Source organism: Paenibacillus mesotrionivorans, from assembly GCF_046098205.1.
GTDB lineage: Bacteria > Bacillota > Bacilli > Paenibacillales > NBRC-103111 > Paenibacillus_AR > Paenibacillus_AR mesotrionivorans.
The window spans coordinates 232,204-251,398 of record NZ_JBJURJ010000011.1 but is presented as its reverse complement, the minus strand read 5'-3'; the positions used below and the strand labels follow the sequence as shown (position 1 = coordinate 251,398).

Genomic DNA, 19,195 nt, shown 5'->3' with positions numbered 1-19,195 from the left:
CGTTTATTTGCTCCCGCGCCACGTGCTCCGACCCTGCTAAACCGGAGGGCTTGACAAAAACGTTCATAGCAACGAATATCACAAGCCTTATTTCTTGAAAAGCAGCATGTTCGAAAATGTAACGAATCTGAGCCACGCTATTCCGTATCTCATGGCCCGTTTCAGCTCATTTTTGACAAAAATAAGCTTCCACAGATTCATTAGAACCGCAAGAAGGCCCAAATTGATAAAATAGCATGGCTGGTGTTCGGTAGAACCGATCAGCCGATATATCAAAAAAGCGGCCAAACGAATATCGTTGGCCGCTGCATACTATTTAAAGTCATCCAAGGTTCGAGGGGAAGCCACCAGCTTCAACTTCTCTGTATCCGCTTGGCGGGAGGTAACGATTCCTTCGATGACCTCTCCATCGTATGCGATCATTACAAAACATTCGCTCACTCCGGGTACGTCCCCCCAATGATCCTGACCCCACTCATTCAGGAAAGCGATGCGCTCCTTTTCGGACAGACCTTTATAGGTCTTCACATGTTCCGGCCCGGTTAAATAAAGAAACATCGCTGCCTGCTGCGGCGTCAGATCGTCCTCCTCACTGTCCAAACCGTCGATATAGTCATACCGGACGGACTTTTTCAGCTCCAGCAAGCGGTATTCAGCCGTTTGTTTGATCTTCTCCGGGTCAGGCTGATAAACGTCCTGATAGAAAAGCCCACCGTTCTTCAAGGTGCCGTCCTTATTGTACAGCTTGCCCTCACCGTTGGCTTTCCCTCTGAATACCTCTCCTTCATAGTAGGTGCCGTCCTTATAATAGAGGGTGCCATTTCCGGTTCGCTCAGTGTTAACCACATCTCCGGTATATTCCTTGGCGCCGTCTGCACTGTAGAAGGTTCCGCGCCCACTTGGCCTGCCGTTGTCAAACTCCCCGTCGTACTGCAGCTTGCCGGCTTTATAGAGCTTACCGGTGCCGTTGCGCAGCCCGTACATGAATTCTCCGTCATACACCAGGCTGCTGTCCACGTATTCCTTGCCGGTTCCCTCCTTGTAGGAGCCCTGGAATTCCCCGTCGTATACCAGCTTGCCATCATGGTATTGCTTGAAGGGACCGAACATCATGCCATACTGGAAGGAGCCCACGTACTTATCCCCTTCTTCTGTCCAAAGGGTGCCTGGGCCGGAAAGGGCATCATCCTCGAAGTATCCGTCAAAATTCAGGCTGCCATCCGCAAAATAGATTTTTCCGGCTCCTTGCCGTTTGCCGCCGGTATAGCTGCCAGAGTAATAGGTACCATCATTGTACACCATTTTGCCCTGTCCCTCCGGCACGTTGTCCGCAAAGGCCCCATCGTAATAAGAGTGGGCATCATAAGGGTCGGTCATTTTGCCGTGGCCCTCCATACGGCCCTCCACAAATGTACCCTCGTACCACACGCCCCCGTCAATCATATATTTCCCGCGGCCATGAGGAAGACCTTCCTTACTCTCCCCTTCATATTTCAGTTGATTCGAATACAGGGTTTCGTAAACGATGGAGCGGAAAGTAGTATCAATATGAATAGTCCGGATATGGGCCAGCCATTCCACGTTCCGGCCGGTAGCCTCCCCAATAAAGCGGAGGGGGACGAAGGTGCTGCCGTTTATAATCCGGGGAGCCAAGGAGAGTTCTGCAGCCTTGCCGTTTAACAGCGCGTTGTTACTGCCAATTTGCATGGAGATGCTGAAGCGGTCCTTGGTGCCTGTTACTGTTTGCGTGTCCGCATCCCATCCTACAATCAGGCCAAGTGTTTCGAAAATAGCACGGAAGGGCACCAGTGTAGTGCCATCCTCCAGTAGAGGGGCCTGCTCAAAGGACACGCCTTCTCCATCAACCAATACCTCAATAGCATCACTGGACAATTCACCGGGGGCTCCCGATACTTCCACCCCTTTTTGCCGGAGTTCTACAATAACGGCCGGTGCCTGTTCGTTCAGAGGATTGCCGGATAAATCTACATGTTTCAGATTTTTCAGTTCAAGAAGCACGGAGATATCGCTGATCCGGTTGCCGCTGAGGTTTAGCCAACGGATAGACATGCCCGCAAGTGATTCCACATTGGCAATTTGGTTGTTTTCCAAGAGCAGGTCGGTCAACTCATTCAAATCTTTAAGGGGAGTCAGATCGCTGATTCCGTTGTTGGAGGCTAGAAGCTGTTGAAGCTTAACCATGCCGTTGAGTGGGGAAAGATCCTGAATGCCGGTGCGGGTCAAACCCAACATCTCTACATTCGTCAAAGAGGCAAGTGGTGTAAAATCCTCGATGGGGTTGCCGTCCAGCACCAGCTTGGAGATATTCACAGCATGCTCGAGTCCCTCAAGGCTGCGGATATTTTCCCCTTGGTAGGCGTAGAGAGAGGTGGCTTTTTGTAAATCCTCCGTGGTCAAATCTCCGGTTGGCTGAGCTATACTTACCCGGAGCACTTGCTCCAGAGCGGGATCAGGAATAGCTGCCTTGGTGCTGCCGGAGGCATAGGTTGCTGCGGGATGAACCATCATCAATAACCAAAAGAGGGCAAGGCCGGGTAAACAAATGGATTTCAAAAATGTGCGGGAATTTTTCAAGACATTCGCTCCTTCGGAAAAATGAGGAATTTATATATGTCTAAATGTAGCATGAAACCTGTCCGCTTCCCAGCAATAAAAAAGCAGTATCCTTTTCACGGCTGCAGGTGGAGATTTGCATCACCGGGAAAAATGAATCATCCCCCCGGAAGGGCGAAATTTGGTGCAGGGAGCGGATATCGGTTCTTTCAACGGTGGCCGGCCTTCCCTATAATAGGCCTCATCACCGGTATGATGGAGGCCTACATCAAGGCCGGGCTGAACAAGGAGGGGATTCCCATCCAACCACTGACTGCAGAAGAGATAACCTCCGCACCCCAGGTAAAAAGCCGTTATGTGCGCAGCCGGATTAAACGGAGCCGGTTCCTGTATCTGATTTTCTTTCTGCCCTTCTGCTACTATGTATTGTTTCATTATTGGCCCATGTACGGCATTATTATCGCCTTCAAGGACTACAACATTGCCAAAGGCATCACCGACAGTCCATGGGCGGGCGTACATCACTTTCAGAAATTTCTCTTCGATCCATACTTCTGGAAGCTGGTGCGCAATACCATCATGATTAATGTGTATGAGCTGATTTTTGCCTTCCCGGCACCGATTATCCTGGCACTGCTCTTAAATGAGCTGAAAAGCGTCAAGATGAAGAAGTTCACCCAAAGCGTCAGCTACCTGCCTCATTTTATCTCCACCGTTGTGGTATGCGGGATTCTGGTAAACTTCCTGACCACAGACGGTCTGATCAACCAGATCATTGTCTGGTTCGGCGGCGAGCCCATCCAATTCCTCATGAAGCCGGAATGGTTCCGGACCATCTTCGTCGGGTCGGGCATCTGGCAGAGCATGGGCTGGGGCTCCATCATCTATCTGGCAGCTCTGACCGGGGTGGACGAGGAGCTGTACGACGCGGCCAAAATCGACGGGGCCAACCGGTGGCGCCAACTGCTGGCGGTGACTCTGCCGGGCATCGCCCCCACCATCTCCATCATGCTGATTCTCAACATCGGGCGGCTGATGAACATCGGCTACGAGAAGATCATCCTGCTGTATAACGGCTCCACCTACGAAACCGCGGATGTCATCTCCACCTATGTCTATCGGCGCGGCCTTCTGGGCAGTGACTTCAGCTACGGCACCGCCGTAGAGCTGTTCCAGGCCCTCATCGGCTTGGTGCTCCTGGTTTCGGCCAACCGCCTGTCCCGAAAAATCAGCGAAACCGGCCTATGGTAGAAGGGAGAGGGCGATTATGAAAACGTCATTAGGCTCCAAAGTGTTCGACACCATTAATGTGATCCTGCTGTGTCTGGTTATTTTCATTACGGTGTACCCGATGTATTACATCTTCATCGTCTCCATCAGCAACGGCAATCTGGTGACCCGCGGCCTGATCAATTTTTATCCCCGGGATATCACCTGGGACGCCTATATGATCGTGCTGAGGGACCCCAGCATCTGGAGGGCATACGGCAATACGGTGCTCTATACCACAGTGGGTACTGTAATTAATGTAGCGATGACGGCGCTTTGCGCCTATCCCCTGTCCCGCAAGGATATGTACGGACGCAATGCCCTGGTGATGATGGTGGCCGCCACCATGTTCATCAGCGGCGGGCTGATCCCGCTGTATCTGGTGGTGCAGAAGCTGGGCCTGATCAACAGCATGTGGGCTCTTGTGCTGCCGCCGGCGATAAGCGCTTTCAACATGATTATTATGAAAACGTATTTTGAGGGCATCCCCATGGCCCTGCAGGAATCCGCCTATCTGGACGGGGCTAACGAAATCCAGGTGCTGTTTAAGGTGATCATTCCCTTATCTTTGCCGGTAATGGCCACCATGGTGCTGTTTTATGCGGTGCATCACTGGAACAGCTTCTTCCCGTCTCTGATCTATCTGAACAGCAGCGACAAGTATCCGGTGCAGGTGCTGCTGCGCAATATTGTCATTGCCGGGGAATTCGCCGACCAAACCGCCAGCATCGGCAGCTCCTCCAACAACTTCCGGGTGGTGGCCACCAACTACAAGTTTGCCGTCATCATCATTACCGTGCTGCCCATCCTGGTGGTGTATCCATATCTGCAGAAGTATTTTGTGAAAGGCGCTATGGTGGGGGCATTGAAGGGGTAGCTCAGGTACAATAAAGAAAAACGACCGGCTTCAACACATTAAAGGGAGGTTGTACAGATGACGAAAAGATGGATGAAAACAGCTTCATTGGCCGTAGCAGCCGCAGTTCTGGCCACCGGCGCGGCAGCATGTTCGGGAGGCAAGGAGGCGGAGAAGACCGCCGCACCCCAATCTGCATCGCCAGCGGGGGGAGCCAGCACCAACCCCGTTTCCGCCAAGGAACGAGAGGTAACGGTAACCTTCCCGGAGCATCCTAACCAGCCGGTGAAGAATCAGGCTTTTGTACAGCAGGAAATTCTGAAACAAACCAATATCAAGCTGAAGTTCGAGAACGTGCCCCAGAGCAACTATAGCGACAAGAAAAAGACACTGCTCGCCACCAATAATCTGCCGGACATTATCCAGATTGATATGAACGATGTTAACAGCTTTGCCTCCTCCGGGCTCTTCCTTCCCTTGAAGCAATATATGGATAAAGGACTGCTCCCCAATTTCAAAAAATTCTGGGACCAGTACCCCGACATGGCCAAGTTTACCGCCAACGGCGAGTTGTATGGCTTCCCGGCCGTCGGGCGCAACGAGCTGAAGAACGGCTTTGGCCCGGTTATCCGGACGGATCTGTTAGAGAAGCATAACCTGGGTGTTCCCAAAAGCTATGACGAGCTCCTCACCGTGCTCCAGGAGCTGAAGAAGCTGTATCCGGATTCCGTACCGTTTTCGGTGCGTAAAGGCAGCACCTCCATGCACCAAATGTTCAAAACCATGTCCTATTCCCTGGGTTCCGGGGTAGGCGGAGGCGGCAACGGCATCTATTTCGATAAGGACAAAAACGGTGGCCAATATGTGTTTGGTCCGGCTACACCGGAGTTTAAGGAGGTGCTCACCTTCTTCAACAAGGCCTATTCCTCCGGAGTGCTGGATAAGGATTATGCCGTCGCTACCCAGCAGCAGTGGACGGAGAAGCTGACCAGCGGCAAGTCCTTCTTTTTCTTCGACAACAGCGGCTTTGCCCTGGATTACACCAAGCAGCTGAAGGCAGCGGTGCCCGCCGGCAAGTTCGAGCTGATTCCTGTTCCCACCAACAAAACAGGCAAGGCAAGAGCCGAGTTTTATGCCACCACCTTGTCCTCGGACCGGATTTTTGCCATCAGCTCCAAGGCCAAGGACCCGGAAACACTGATCAGGATGTTCGACTGGATGTATACGGAGAAAGCCTCCAACCTCATGAGCTATGGAGTGGAAGGGGTTCACCACACACTGGATGAGAAGGGCCAGCCCAAGCTCAAGGCCGATTATGTCTCCAAATTTAAGGAAGGCCAGCCCACCTCCTTCTATGCTATGTATTCCGAGCTGGGTTCGGGCAAGCTGAGCTTTACCCCGTATTTTGCCAATATGGATCCGCAGGTGCAGGTGGAGAAGCTTCTGGGCACCTGGAGTGACATCCACGAGAAATATTGGAAGACCATTGCCGACGACAAGGCCTATGTGGATCCGGTGATGGACCCGCCTCTGACCAAGGAGGAATCCAGCCGGGTGAAGGAGCTGCTGGCGCCCCTCAACACCATGCTGGAGCAGGAGTATGACAAGTTTGTCATGGGTCTCAAGAAGATTGACGACTATGACGCCGTCATCAAAAAAGCTAAGGACTCAGGAGCCACAGAGATCGAGAAGATCTATAACGATGCCCTGGCCCGTCTGAAATAAAATCAAAAACCGGCGGAGGACGTTACAATGAGTATAAGCCAAAATTTGATTGCCCCTGGTGTTTATCCCACTATGATCACCCCCTTCACAGATTCGGGGGAGGTGGACTATCACGCTCTGGAGCAGCTGGTGGAGTGGTATATCGGGCATGGGGTGGCAGGACTGTTCGCCGTCTGCCAGTCCAGTGAAATGTTCGCGCTGTCCTTGGAGGAGCGGGTGTCCATCGCCCGCTTTGTCCGGGAGCGGGCTGCGGGACGGGTTCAGGTAGTGGCCTCCGGCCATATCTCCGACAGGCTGGAGGATCAGATTACCGAGCTGCAGGCGATGGCAGCCACCGGCGTTCAGGCCATTGTGCTGGTCAGCAACCGGCTGGCCGCCATGGAGGAGCCGGACGAGGTGTGGAAGGAACGGGCCGCACTTCTGCTGGAGGCGGTGCCGGAGATTCCCTTCGGAGTATATGAGTGCCCGTACCCCTACAAACGTCTGCTGTCGCCGGAGCTCCTGGCCTGGTGCGAAGGCACGGGCAGATTCCAGTTCCTGAAGGATACCAGCTGCCACAGCGGCCAAATCGCCGATAAGCTGGCGGCAGTGCAGGGCGGCTCGCTGAAGCTGTACAATGCCAATGCCGCTACCCTGCTGGAATCCCTCAAGCTGGGAGCACATGGCTACAGCGGGGTGATGGGTAATTTTCATCCTGACCTTTACGCCTGGATGTACCGGCATTATGCGGACCGGCCTGAACAAGCAGGGAATCTGCAGTGGTTCCTGGGCCTGACCTCTGTGATCGAAAGCCAGTATTACCCGGTGAACGCCAAGTATTATTTGAGCCTGGAGGGCCTTCCCATCGGCCTCCATACCCGCACGAAGGACTGCCGCCACCTAACCTATGCCAACCGGCTGGAGCTGGAGCAGCTTCATGCGCTGACGGCCTTGGTTCGGGAGCATTATAAGCTTGGAGACTGCGGCGAAATAAAGGACCGCTAATTTCCCCGCAGCTCCTTAAAGGAGTGTTTAGACGTGAAGCTGAAGTCCCAACTGAAGGAATTTCTGTTTACAGACGACCGTCCTTTCCATAACTGCCATGCCTCTACCGTTATCGCTCTGCCTGGTGAGGATCTGCTGGTTGCATACTTCGCCGGGTCCAAGGAGGGCAACCCGGATGTGGCCATCTGGTGCTCCCGCAGGATCGGGGGAGTCTGGTCCCCGCCGGAGCTGGTGGTTGACGAGGCGGAGCTGGTGCACTGGAATCCGGTGCTGTTCCGTCAGGACAATGGCCGGATCGTATTGCATTACAAGGTAGGCAAACCCATTCCCCAATGGCAAACCAGGGTAACGGTATCGGATGACGACGGCCGTACCTGGAGCACACCGGAGGAGCTGGTGCCCGGCGACCAGGGCGGACGGGGGCCAGTGAAGAACAAGCTCATCGCCCTGCGGGACGGCACCTGGCTGGCTCCGGCCTCCCTGGAGGGGGAGGTATGGGACAGCTTTGCAGACATCTCCACGGACGAGGGGAAAACCTGGACACAAAGCTCCTTTGTGCCGGTGCTCCATCCCAGGGACCAGCCTCTGGCAGAGGGGGAGACCCGGACGCGGGTACCCGGTATGGGCCTGATCCAGCCAACCGCTTGGGAATCGGCGCCCGGTCAGGTCCATATGCTGATGCGCAGCACAGGGGGTTTCATCTACCGCAGCGATTCGACCGATTCGGGCAGGACTTGGTCCCCTGCCTACCGCACTTATCTGCCCAACAATAACAGCGGCATCGACCTGGCCCGGATGGAAGACGGCACTCTGGTGCTGGCTTACAATCCCATCGGGATGTACCGGGGGCCGCGGATGCCCTTATTGCTTAGCGCCTCCCGCGACAACGGGGACAATTGGGAGGAGCTGGTGGTGCTGGAGGGTGAATACCGCTCCTATACCATTCCGCTGGAATACGGGGAATTCTCCTATCCGGCGGTGATCGCCCAAGGCAGCACCGTCTACGTCACCTACACCTGGCGGCGGGAGCGGATCGTCTGCTGGACGCTGGAGCTGGAGCAGGAATAAAGAGTGGCGATAGTCAGGAAGAACGGAGGGAAAACACGTGATCCGTGAATCTGCGTTAAGCGGCTTGTTCCGCAATCCTCCCACTGAATACCGCTCCGTGCCCTTCTGGGCATGGAACGACAGGCTCCGGCCGGAGGAGCTGGAGCGCCAAATCCGGGATATGCACAGCCAGGGGATGGGCGGCTTCTTCATGCACTCCCGGGACGGGCTGGAGACGCCTTATCTGAGCCGGGAGTGGATGGATGCCATCCGCCTCTCGGCTGATCTGGCCGGGGATTTGGGCATGAAGGCATGGCTGTATGATGAGGACCGGTGGCCATCCGGTACAGCAGGCGGGGAGGTTCCCGCCATGGGTGACGAATACCGCTCCAAGGGGCTGACGCTGGAGGTTCGGGCAGCCGGATTCGGCTACCCGGTGGATCATAACGTGGCGGCTGTATTCCGCGCCAGGGTACAGGAGCGGCAGCTGGTTAGCTGCACCCGACTGGAGGATGCTGCCGCCCAGAATCCGGAGCTGGGGTCGGAAGAGGTGCTCTTGATATTCCGGGTGGAGGTATCCACCAAAAGCGAGTGGTTCAACGGCGAGTCTCCCCCGGACAGCATGAATCCGGACACGGTGCGCCAGTTTATCCGGCTTACGTATGAGCGGTATAAGGAGGAGCTGGGCGACCGGTTCGCCGAGCGGGTGGCAGGGATTTTTACCGACGAGCCGGGAGTCCACGACCGGCACTGCAAATATACGCCGGGGCGGGGCTGGCTGCCCTGGACCTATGGATTGCCCGTCTTTTTTATCGAACGCAGGGGCTATGATATGATGGATTTGCTCCCTTATTTGTTCTATGACGGGGAGCTGTCGCCTATGGCCCGCCATGACTATTGGCGGACCGTCACGGAGAAGTTCAGCGAAGCCTTCTCCCGGCAGCTGGGGGAGTGGTGCGGGGAAAACGGCATCGCCTTTACCGGGCACTATCTGTGGGAGAATGCTCTCGGCGTAGCCACCCGGGTGGGCGGCGCGGTGATGCCCCATTACCGCTACCAGCAGGTGCCGGGTATCGATATGCTGTGCGAGCAGACGGAGGAGCATCTGACCGTCAAACAATGCACCAGTGTGGCCAATCAATACGGCCGCAAGTTCGTCATCTCGGAGACCTACGGCTGCACCGGCTGGCACTTCACCTTCGAGGGGCAGAAGTGGATGGGAGACTGGCAGTATGTGCTTGGTGTCAACATGCGTTCCCAGCATCTGGCGCTGTATTCCCTGAAGGGCTGCCGGAAGCGGGATTATCCCCCTGTTTTCAATTACCAGGCCTCCTGGTGGAAATATAACCGGCTTGTAGAGGACTACTTCGCCCGGATCGGCGCCGTGCTGTCGGAAGGGAGGCCTGTCCGCCGGCTGCTGGTGCTGCATCCCGCCTCCACCGCCTGGTCCATGCTGGGCACCACCCCCTATGAAAATATACGCCGGGGGCTGGATGCGGATATCCCGGTAGTGGACCGGTACGGGAATGACTTTAATGAGCTGCTCCGACATCTGCTGGGCGCCCATTATGATTTTGACCTGGGCGATGAGACGGTTATGGCGGAAGCAGGCAGCATAGAGAACGGGGAGCTGCGGATCAACCTGGCCGCCTACAACACGATCGTTTTGCCGCCCATCCGCACCATGCTGGAGAGCACCCGCAGGCTGCTGGAGGAGTTCCTGGCGGCAGGCGGACGCATTACTGCCATGGCTCCGGAGGCCTCCATGATCGAAGGCCGCCCGTCAGAAGCGGCGGGAGAGCTGTACCGCCATCCCGGCGTTACGGTGGTCACCGGCCTTCAAGAGCTGACAGCATTGCTGGAGCAGACACTTCCGCGTACAGTAAGCATACGGGAGGCCTCCAGCCATCAGGAAACGTACGAGCTGCTTTATCTGCTGAAGGAAACGGATGAGGGACATACTTTATTTGTGGTGAACAATGACCGGAACCGCTCCTTTCAGGTGACAATTGAAGCGGCGGTGCACGGACAGGTGGAGGAATGGGACCCGCTTACCGGAGAACGGCGGGCAGTGGTGGCGGAGGCAGCAGACAGCGGACATATCCGTTTTCAAGCCTATTTTGGCCCGGCCGGCTCCAAGCTTTATGTGATATACAGCCAGGATGCTGCTGCAGGACGAGTTGAGCTCCCTCCGGCGGCGCAAGCCCCTGTTGCAGAGAAACGGACGGAGGCAAATCTGGGGCCGGTATTTGTCTTCACCCGGACTATGCCCAATGTGCTGACCCTGGACAGCTGTTCGTACAGCATCGCAGGCGGGGCTTGGTCGGAGGAGCTGCAGGTATGGCAGGCCCAGCGGGACATCCGCCAAACCTTGGGGATGCGGCAGGTGTACGCCAACGGCATTACCCAACGTTATAAATGGATTGGACAGTACCATCCCGCCAACGGGATGGAGGTGGGGCTGCGGTTTGTCTTTACAGTAGAAGAGGTGCCCGAGACGGAGGTGTATCTGGTGCTGGAGGCGGCGGAACGGTTCCGCATCCGGCTGAACGGGCAGGAGGTGCCGGGCATACCCCAAGGATGGTTTGTGGACCGGGCCTTCACCAAAATCCGTCTGCCCCAACTTGTTCAAGGCCGTAATCAGCTGGAGCTCAGGTGTGCGTATCATGCGGACATGGAGCTGGAGGACTGTTACCTCACCGGAGACTTCGCCGTCACTCCCGGCCGCAGCTTGGTCAAGGAGCCTGACTCGCTCACTCTGGGGGATTGGGGGCAGCAGGGGTATCTCCATTACAACGGCAGCATGATATACCGGATGGAGTTTACCCACAGCCACGCCACCGGAGGCCAGGCGGAGGAGAGAACGCTGCTGATGCTGGGTCAATATGAGGCCGTTACCGTGGAGATCAGGATAAACGGGGAGACCGCCGGACATGTGCCTTGGCGGGCGGCGGACGGAGTGGAGCTGACCGGATACCTGCGGGAAGGCGTCAATCACCTGGAGGTGGAGGTGATGGGCAGTCCGCGCAATATGTTCGGCCCTTTCCATCAGGCGGCAGGCGATCAGCCCACCACAAGCTGGGAGTCCTTCCGGACAGAGGGAGCGGGGTTTACACCGGAATACCGGACAGTGCCTTACGGATTAATGGAGCAGGTCCGCATCGTGAAGATATAACAGAGAATCGAAAGGGGCGCTAAGCATGGGGCAGCGGGGACGGACGGGAAGAAGGACAATACAGGGCAAATCCAACCGGCTCTTCCTGAAGATACTCGGCTGCTTTCTGTCCCTTTTGATTCCCATCATCATTATCGGGGTTGTGGAGTACAGCTATTCGGCCCACCTGATGGAGCGGGAGTTCGCCAGCCGGATCACCACCAATCTGGAAACCGCCTCGGAGGCGATGGATTCGTATATTCAAACCTCCCAGATTACCGGGGTCAATTTTTTGAATGACGAAACTGTCCAGCGGCTGCTGATGCCCAAGGATAAGCAAACCCTGGAGGATAAAGTGGAGCTGTGGAGGCTTCCCCGGATTTTGCAGCGCCATGAGAATGTGATCAGCAGCTTTACCGATTCAACCTTTGTCTATGTGGATGACCAGGATGTGTATGTGAGCGGCGGAGCCAACTCCTTTGAATCCTTCTTTAAACGGATGTACCGTTACGAGGAATATGACAGCGCTTACTGGACGGGGCTGCTCCAGACGGACAAATTCATCGACCTTCTTCCGGCCACCACGGTCATCCAGGACGGTATCAACACGAAGCAGGTGGTGCCGCTGGTGCTTTTTAACCGGGTGGGCAACGATCAGGCGGTGATGGTGGTCAATCTGGCCGTATCCACGGTGGAGCGGGTGCTGGCCGGCAATGCGGTGTTTGATTCCACCACCTTTGTGGTGTTGGACGGCCAAGGCAACAGGCTCTACGACCAGCGGGGCTATCTGGACAATGTTCCGGAGGCGGAGCTGGCGGAGGCCTTCAGCGACGGCAGCCCGACCCGGGAGATGAAGGTAGCCGGCAAGCGGTATGCCGTTGCGCATATCAAGTCGGATTTGTACGGCTGGGACTATTATTCCTTCACCCCCTATTCGGAGTTCAACCGCCATACCGGCAGCATTATGGAGATGACCCTGCTTTTATGTCTGGTGCTGATTGTGATGGGGGTTGGCTTCTCATTTGTATTCAGCCTCAACATCTATAATCCCATCCGCAACATCAGCCGGATGATCAGCCAGGAGCCGGAGGGAGGCACGGACGGGCATGAGCGTGCCGCCAATGAATTCGATGTGATCCTGCAGGGAATTAATCGCCTATCCGACAGCAACCGGCAATTCAAAATGAAATACAGCAAACATACCAGCGAATATGTGGAATACTCCCTTTTGTTTATCTTGCGGGGCCATACACTCAATGAAGAGGCCATCCTGCGGGAGACCCTGCGGGTGGACTTCGGCTTCGAGCATGCCGGCTTTATCTGCTGTACGGTGCTGTTTGATTTCAAGGAGCCCTTCTATGCCGATATTCAGGACACGGAGCGTCCTCTGATCATCGGAGGCATCAAGAAAATAGTCTGGAAATTCCTCGCCGGCGCTTTTCCCGCTTATGTGGCGGAGTACCGGCCCAATCTCTTCGTTTGTCTGGTCAATGTGCCGGAGCCTGGCCAAGCAGCGCAAATGAAGGATGCGTTCCAGCAGATGCTGGGGGTGTTCGCCTACGATATGCGGATGTACTATGACATTGCGGTGGGAATCGGCACCTATTACGAAGGGATCAATGATATCGGTGTGTCCTTCAATGAAGCCATGACCGCCATCACCAAACGGGATAAAGAGCAGCGCTTCGAGATTCTGTACGGCAGCCGGATGTGTGACGGATGCCTCGGCCGGTATGAATATTCCTTATATGACGAGCAGCGGATTCTGAACAGTCTGAAGCTGGGGGAGGAGGAAACTCTGCGGGAAACCGTGGAGGCGATTCTGGAGAGGAATGCGGGCGGGGGTATCTCCTACGAGCAGCAGTTGGCCCTGCTGAAGGATATGCACACCTCGGGAATCCGCTTTTTATCTGAAAAAGGGCTTCAGGCCGATATGGCCGACAAGGATGAATTCCAGCTGCTGCTGGAGGCTCCCTCCGGCCGTATGCTCCGGGAGCCGGATGAGCTGAAGGAGCTGCTGCTGGAGTTTTACAGCCGGGTGCTGGAGATCACGCAGTCGCAGAAGGGGAGGAAGCCGGGGAATCTGGTGTCTCTGATCGAGCAGTACATCCGGGACAACTATGTCCGGGATTTGGGGCTGGAGCAGATTGCCGCGGAAATGGGCGTGTCCGAAAAGTACGTGTCACGGGTGTTTGTGGAAAAAACGGGTTTGTACGTCACGGATTATATTAATCTGGTGCGGGTCCGCAAGGCCTGCGAGCTGCTGGAATCCACTGATCTGAAGGTTCACGAAATTGCCGGACAGGTAGGTATCCTAAGCCGGACCACCTTCCTGCGGGTATTCAAAAAGGTGGAGGGCATCACCCCCAATGAATACCGGGCACTCCGGAGGCGGCAGCCCTAAGCCAGGTCCATGCCGCCGGGAGGGCAGCCGACCATGTCTGCTTAACAGTATAATTCCATTGCAGATGGAATCCGCAGATTGGGAGAAGCCTAGGAATAATCTTTGGCCCTTAGAATCCGTCCGCGGGCCGGGAATGTTGCGCTGTGCGGAGCATTCCTGCTACACTATTAATTGATTAATCAATTAATACAAGTGAAGGAGCTTTCATATGGCAAAGCAAAACGGGGCCTCCGCTAACCGCCGTGAAGAGATTATCCGGGCGGCGATCGAGGTGTTTGCGGAAATCGGCTATTATAAAGCCACCACCGCCAATGTGGCGAAGCGGGCGGAGATTTCCCAGCCCTACGTGTTCCGCTTTTTCGATACCAAGGAGGCGCTGCTGCTTGCCGCGCTGGAGACGGCTTGGGCCCGCATAGCCGGGTCCTTCCGGAAAGTGGCCGATTCCGTTGGTGCCGGCAGCCTCGAGCAGGAGCTCATTGAAGCATATGAAGAGATTCTGGCAGGACACAGACCGGAGACCCTCCTGCACATGCAGGCGCAGACCATCCCGGATGCTCCCATCCGCGAAGTGATGCAAAAGGGCCTTAGGGAGGTGCGCGGCATTGTTCTGGATGCATTCAGGAAGCATGGCATCCCCAATCCTGAGGAGCGCACCATGCTGTTTCTGGCCAGAGGCATGCTCTGCAACATTGCCATGGCGCTGGGTTTGCCGGAGTTGATGGAAACGTAAAGGCCTTTAAAGGTCTTTTTTTCTTCTTTTATAATTATTGATTGATCAATAACAAAAATGCTGGTATAGTGGAGACAACAAGTTATTGATTGATCAATTACAAATTCAAAAGGAGGAATTTATTATGAAGAAGGCAATCGTCGTCGGTGCTTCAGGAGGTACGGGAGCTGCTATTACAGAAGAGCTTGTGAAACGGGGGATTCCGGTTATTGCCTTCGGGAGATCCCGCAGCAAGCTGGAGAGCCTGGCCGGATCTTTAGGGTATCCTGCCCATTTGTCGCTGGCGGTGGGAAATGCCTTCAATCCGGAAGATATAGTATCCGCCGCCGCAGATGCGGAGGTCCTCTTCCACTGCGCCAATGTTCCGTACCACGAGATGGAGCGTCAGCTGATCCCGCTGGGTGAGGCTGTGCTGGAGGCGGCGGACCGTCTGGGCCTCAAGGTAGTGGCGGTAGATGGCATTTACCCTTATGGCAGACGGCAGGCGACTCCGGTAACTGAGGAGCATCCGAAGCAGCCCCATACCCGGAAGGGCAGGATTAGGCTGGCATTCGGAGAAATGGTCATGGGGAGCCGTTGGAGCCGCGCGCGGGCTTTGATCGTCCGGCTCCCGGATTATTATGGACCTACGGCCAATGAGGCTTCTTATCTAGGATCAACATTGGCAGCGGTGGCGGCCGGAAAGCTGGCTTTTTTTATCGGCAATATGCGGGTGCCCCGGGAATATGTCTATTTGCCGGATGCGGCCCATATGATTGTCAACATTGCCCAGAGGGACCAATCCTATGGGCAGGAATGGAATATTCCAGGTAACGGCGCAATCTCGGGAAAGGAACTGGTTCGCATTGCCCGCCGGGCCAGCGGCTCCAAGCTTCCTGTCATTCCGTTGGGCAGAGCCAGCCTGTCTCTGCTCGGCAGATTCGTTCCTGTCATGGGTGAAATTGTGGAGATGCTGTATCTGACGGAAGAACCGCTGCGGCTTAGCGGAGGCAAGTATGAGCGGCTGATCGGGGCCATACCGGGGACTTCTTATGAGGAGGGTATTGCCGCAACGATCCGGAGTTCATTCCATAATCAATATGTCCGGTCATAATCCCAAATCCACCTCTTCATGAGGAAAAATCCCGTTATAACGGGGTTTTTTGGCTTGGGTACGCTAGTGATTATGTCCGTAACCGTCTCCATGGGCTTTAATGGTGGCAGGGCCTTAAACTGCTTTAAGGAACGCCCGCTACCCAACAGGAGGAGAGGACATGAAAACAAGATTCATCCGGTTTATCTGTCTGGCGCTGGTTTTTACGTGTATGTTTACATACCAGGCGCTGAATGTTCAAGCTGAGACAGGAGGGGTAACCATTACGGCCAAAAACGGCAAGCAGCTGGTGCTGGGTGCCAAGTCCCTGTATGTAGACGGCGCTCTTACGGCAAGCAATCCGGCCACCTTTCAATTCAAAACCCTTCATGAAGCGGTAGCCGCCGCCGTGGACGGCACACAGGCTGAGCCGATGACCATTTATATCGAGCCTGATGTGTACCAAATGAACGGGACCCTGCATGACCGGGGCCTGTATGTGGATAAAGACTGGGTCAGCCTGATCGGCCTTGCTGAAGACGCCCGCGATGTGGTGCTGGCGGATAACCGGGGGCATACCATCGGTGCCGAAAGCGCCAGCGGTTCCTCTCCCGCCGAGACCATCTTCATTACCGGAACCGGCTTCCATGCGGAGAATCTGACCATCGGCAACTATTGCAATGTGGATCTGGTCTATCCCCGCGATTCTTCCAAAAACCAGGAGAAGCGCTCCTCCACCATTACTCAAGCCTATGTTATTGGAGCGGCCAACAAGGAAAAGAAGCTGGACCATTATTCCTTTGACAACGTTCGTTTCGTGAGCATGCTGGACACTCTTGCCCTTGGCGAAGTGGAACGGGTATACTACGAAAACTCCTATGTGCAGGGTACAGATGACTACATGGGCGGCGGTGTGATTCAGCTGATGAAGAACACGACCCTCCACAACTTCACCAACAAGCCGATCTATGCCGCTGGCAAGGAAGGGATGGCCTTTATCGATTGCGTGTGGGAGATTGATTTTGCCGACAGCCAAGATTTGTTCCTGGCCAAAAATTCCTCCACCCTGTACCTGATCAACAACAGCTTCAAGGATCTGAACGGCAATCTGGAGTCCATTCAATGGGCGCCATATCCGGCAAGCAACATTAAATCGTATGCCTACAATATTACGCTGGACGGTAAACCCTACACGATTCTGCCGGAGGAAAACGGCACGGTTCTGAACCAGGAGCAGCTGAAGGCTTATTCCGTTTACAGCCTGCTGAAGGGTGAGGACAACTGGGATCCTGCTGGTATGAAGACCGTCGCTGCAGCAGAGAAGGATCTGCCCATCAATATCTCCGTCACCCAGTCCGCTGCCATCCGCACGGGTGAAGGCTCTGCCGAGCTGACCGCCGGTGTATTCCCGGCCAGCGCCAGCGAGAACATTACCTGGTCCATCAACAGCGATGCTGCTGTACTCTCCGCCACCACCGGAGCAAGTGTGAAGGTGGAGGGACGCAACACCGGCGAGGAGCCGGTTAAGGTGACCGTAACCGCTACTGCTGATAATGGAATTTCCAACCAGGCGGTGGTTACCGTATCCCCGTCCTTTATTGATGCACCTGCTTTTACCCAAGCACCTGTATTGATCGAGCCGCAAAACGGTACCGTATCCGTTCAATATGGTCTGGACCTGTCTTACGAAAAGGGAGTACGAGCCGATCAGTCTCTCGTTACCTGGTATCGTGTAGATGACAAGAACGGCTCCAATCCGGTGGAAATGGCCGTATCCCGCGGGAATAAACCACTAAGCACCTACGCGCTTACAGTGGGCGATGTGGGCTATTATGTGATGGCATCGGTTCAGCCCAAGCATCTGCGGAGCCATGAAGGCCCGGCAGTTACCGCTGTCAGCAGCAGAGCCATTACTCTGGAAGATATCTCCGGCACTGGCATCGAGAAGTATAACTACCGCACCACCTTCGAGCATTTCTCCACCACCTGGCAGCCGAAGCTTCTGAGTGGTGTCTGGACTGTGGATACTCTCTATCCCCAGGACCAGAAGGTAGAGTGGAAGGCAGAGGAAAAAAGCGCCTGGAGCTATACCAAGGGTATTAACGGGGCAGCGGACAGCCAAGGGCTGTTGACCACAGGACGCGGCGGACGCCTGCTGTACCCGCTGGACGGACGCTTCGGGGATATGTCTCTCCAGCTGAAGCTCAACCCGGAGAAAACCGCGGGCCAAGGCTTCGGCAGCGCGAACGGACAATATCTGGAGGTTTACATCAAATACGATGCCGCTACCCAAACCGGTTATGCGCTTCGTATTGAACGGACCACCAAATACGGGATTGCTACAGACTACACCCTGTATGAATACGTGAACGGAGCGGGTAAGCCCATCAGCGAGTCCGTATCCACCACAGCATTTAACCCGGGCGCCACCATTGACCTGCGGGTAGAGAACAACACCCTGTATGCAAAGGCAACCTCGGCCACGGCCCAAAGCTCCGATCAAAAGGAAGCCAAGCTGCCCAATGAAGTATCCTTGTCTGCTTCTGTTGGCGGCAATACTTTCGGCGGCTTCGGCATCCAGCATACCGGCACCGTAGGCGGCGGCAACCGCACCCAGCTGTTGGAGCTGGCGGTTGCGTACAAGGAAGCGCCGGAAGCACCTGCTGTGGAGCAGCCTGCCGCACCGGAAGCCCCTGCAGCCGAACAACCGGCCGCAGAACAGCCGGCTGCCCCTCAGGAGCCCGCAGCCGCTCCGTCCTACACCACCTATACGGTGAAGGCCGGCGACAATCTGAGCGCCATCGCCAAGGCACTGCTGGGCAGCGCCAACCAATGGCGGACCCTGTATGAATGGAATAAGGACATCATCGCGAACCCTGACCTGATCTACATTGGGCAGGAGCTGAAGATCAAGCGGTAATCTGCCGCCGTAACAAAAATAGGAGCCCTCCGCAACGCTGCGGCAGGGCTCCTGCTGTTGGGGCGGGCGCTGGTGACGGCGCTGGGAGTGTGCGAGGGACGGAAATAATATGGCCATGCGGCAACTGAGGGGATATTATCCGGGGTGGCTGCCGCTTATCGCAGTAACTAGGTCGCTCCGTCGTCGTCGGATTTTCTAACGGAAGTGAGAGCCGCTATTTAGCCGAAAACCCGGGGTTTGAAATTCTAACGGAAGCAGGAGCCGTTATTCCGCTCCAAACGGGCATCCCGCAGGCTGTTTGGTCCAAATAGCGGCTGTGGCCGCCGTTAGAATGCGGGAAGCAGCGAATTTGCGGAAATAGCGGCTGTGGCCGCCGTTAGAAATGCAGCCGGACATCAGAGCCGTTATTTCCGCGGCAAATCTTCGGCTTGGAATGCTAACTTCCGAAAAACCAGGCTAA

The 19,195-nt window shown here is 55.5% G+C and carries 11 protein-coding genes; 10 read left to right on the top strand and 1 reads right to left on the bottom strand.

The features are described from left to right. Positions 1–312 precede the first annotated feature (312 nt). Positions 313–2,595: a stalk domain-containing protein gene (locus tag ACI1P1_RS17845; protein WP_416217788.1), complete on the bottom strand. Its 2,283-nt coding sequence runs from the start codon at positions 2,593–2,595 to the stop codon at positions 313–315. A gap of 231 nt (positions 2,596–2,826) precedes the next feature. On the opposite strand from ACI1P1_RS17845, the gene ACI1P1_RS17840 reads away from it, so the two are divergent. From ACI1P1_RS17840 to ACI1P1_RS17795, 10 genes are all read left to right on the top strand, one after another. Continuing rightward, on the top strand, positions 2,827–3,825 hold the full coding sequence (locus ACI1P1_RS17840) for an ABC transporter permease (protein WP_416217787.1): 999 nt from the start codon (positions 2,827–2,829) through the stop codon (positions 3,823–3,825). A gap of 16 nt (positions 3,826–3,841) precedes the next feature. After that, positions 3,842–4,720 (top strand): carbohydrate ABC transporter permease, encoded by an 879-nt coding sequence (locus tag ACI1P1_RS17835; protein WP_416217786.1) that lies wholly within the window; start codon positions 3,842–3,844, stop codon positions 4,718–4,720. A 57-nt stretch (positions 4,721–4,777) separates the two neighbouring features. Next, positions 4,778–6,424, top strand: a complete 1,647-nt coding sequence (locus ACI1P1_RS17830; RefSeq protein ID WP_416217785.1) for an extracellular solute-binding protein — start codon at positions 4,778–4,780, stop codon at positions 6,422–6,424. A gap of 27 nt (positions 6,425–6,451) precedes the next feature. Beyond that, a complete protein-coding gene (locus ACI1P1_RS17825; RefSeq protein WP_416217784.1) occupies positions 6,452–7,408 on the top strand; it encodes a dihydrodipicolinate synthase family protein in 957 nt (318 codons plus the stop codon). Between the two features lie 33 nt (positions 7,409–7,441). After that, positions 7,442–8,476, top strand: a complete 1,035-nt coding sequence (locus ACI1P1_RS17820) for a sialidase family protein (protein WP_416217783.1) — start codon at positions 7,442–7,444, stop codon at positions 8,474–8,476. 37 nt (positions 8,477–8,513) lie between these two features. Further along, the gene (locus tag ACI1P1_RS17815) at positions 8,514–11,630 is read left to right on the top strand and encodes a glycosyl hydrolase (protein WP_416217782.1); all 3,117 of its coding nucleotides are present in this window, start codon (positions 8,514–8,516) and stop codon (positions 11,628–11,630) included. Positions 11,631–11,655: 25 nt separating this feature from the next. After that, the gene (locus ACI1P1_RS17810; RefSeq protein WP_416217781.1) at positions 11,656–14,013 is read left to right on the top strand and encodes a helix-turn-helix domain-containing protein; all 2,358 of its coding nucleotides are present in this window, start codon (positions 11,656–11,658) and stop codon (positions 14,011–14,013) included. Between the two features lie 208 nt (positions 14,014–14,221). Further along, a complete protein-coding gene (locus tag ACI1P1_RS17805; RefSeq protein WP_416217780.1) occupies positions 14,222–14,743 on the top strand; it encodes a TetR/AcrR family transcriptional regulator in 522 nt (173 codons plus the stop codon). Between the two features lie 124 nt (positions 14,744–14,867). After that, the gene (locus ACI1P1_RS17800) at positions 14,868–15,836 is read left to right on the top strand and encodes an NAD-dependent epimerase/dehydratase family protein (protein WP_416217779.1); all 969 of its coding nucleotides are present in this window, start codon (positions 14,868–14,870) and stop codon (positions 15,834–15,836) included. A gap of 160 nt (positions 15,837–15,996) precedes the next feature. After that, positions 15,997–18,735: a LysM peptidoglycan-binding domain-containing protein gene (locus ACI1P1_RS17795; protein ID WP_416217778.1), complete on the top strand. Its 2,739-nt coding sequence runs from the start codon at positions 15,997–15,999 to the stop codon at positions 18,733–18,735. Positions 18,736–19,195: the final 460 nt, after the last annotated feature.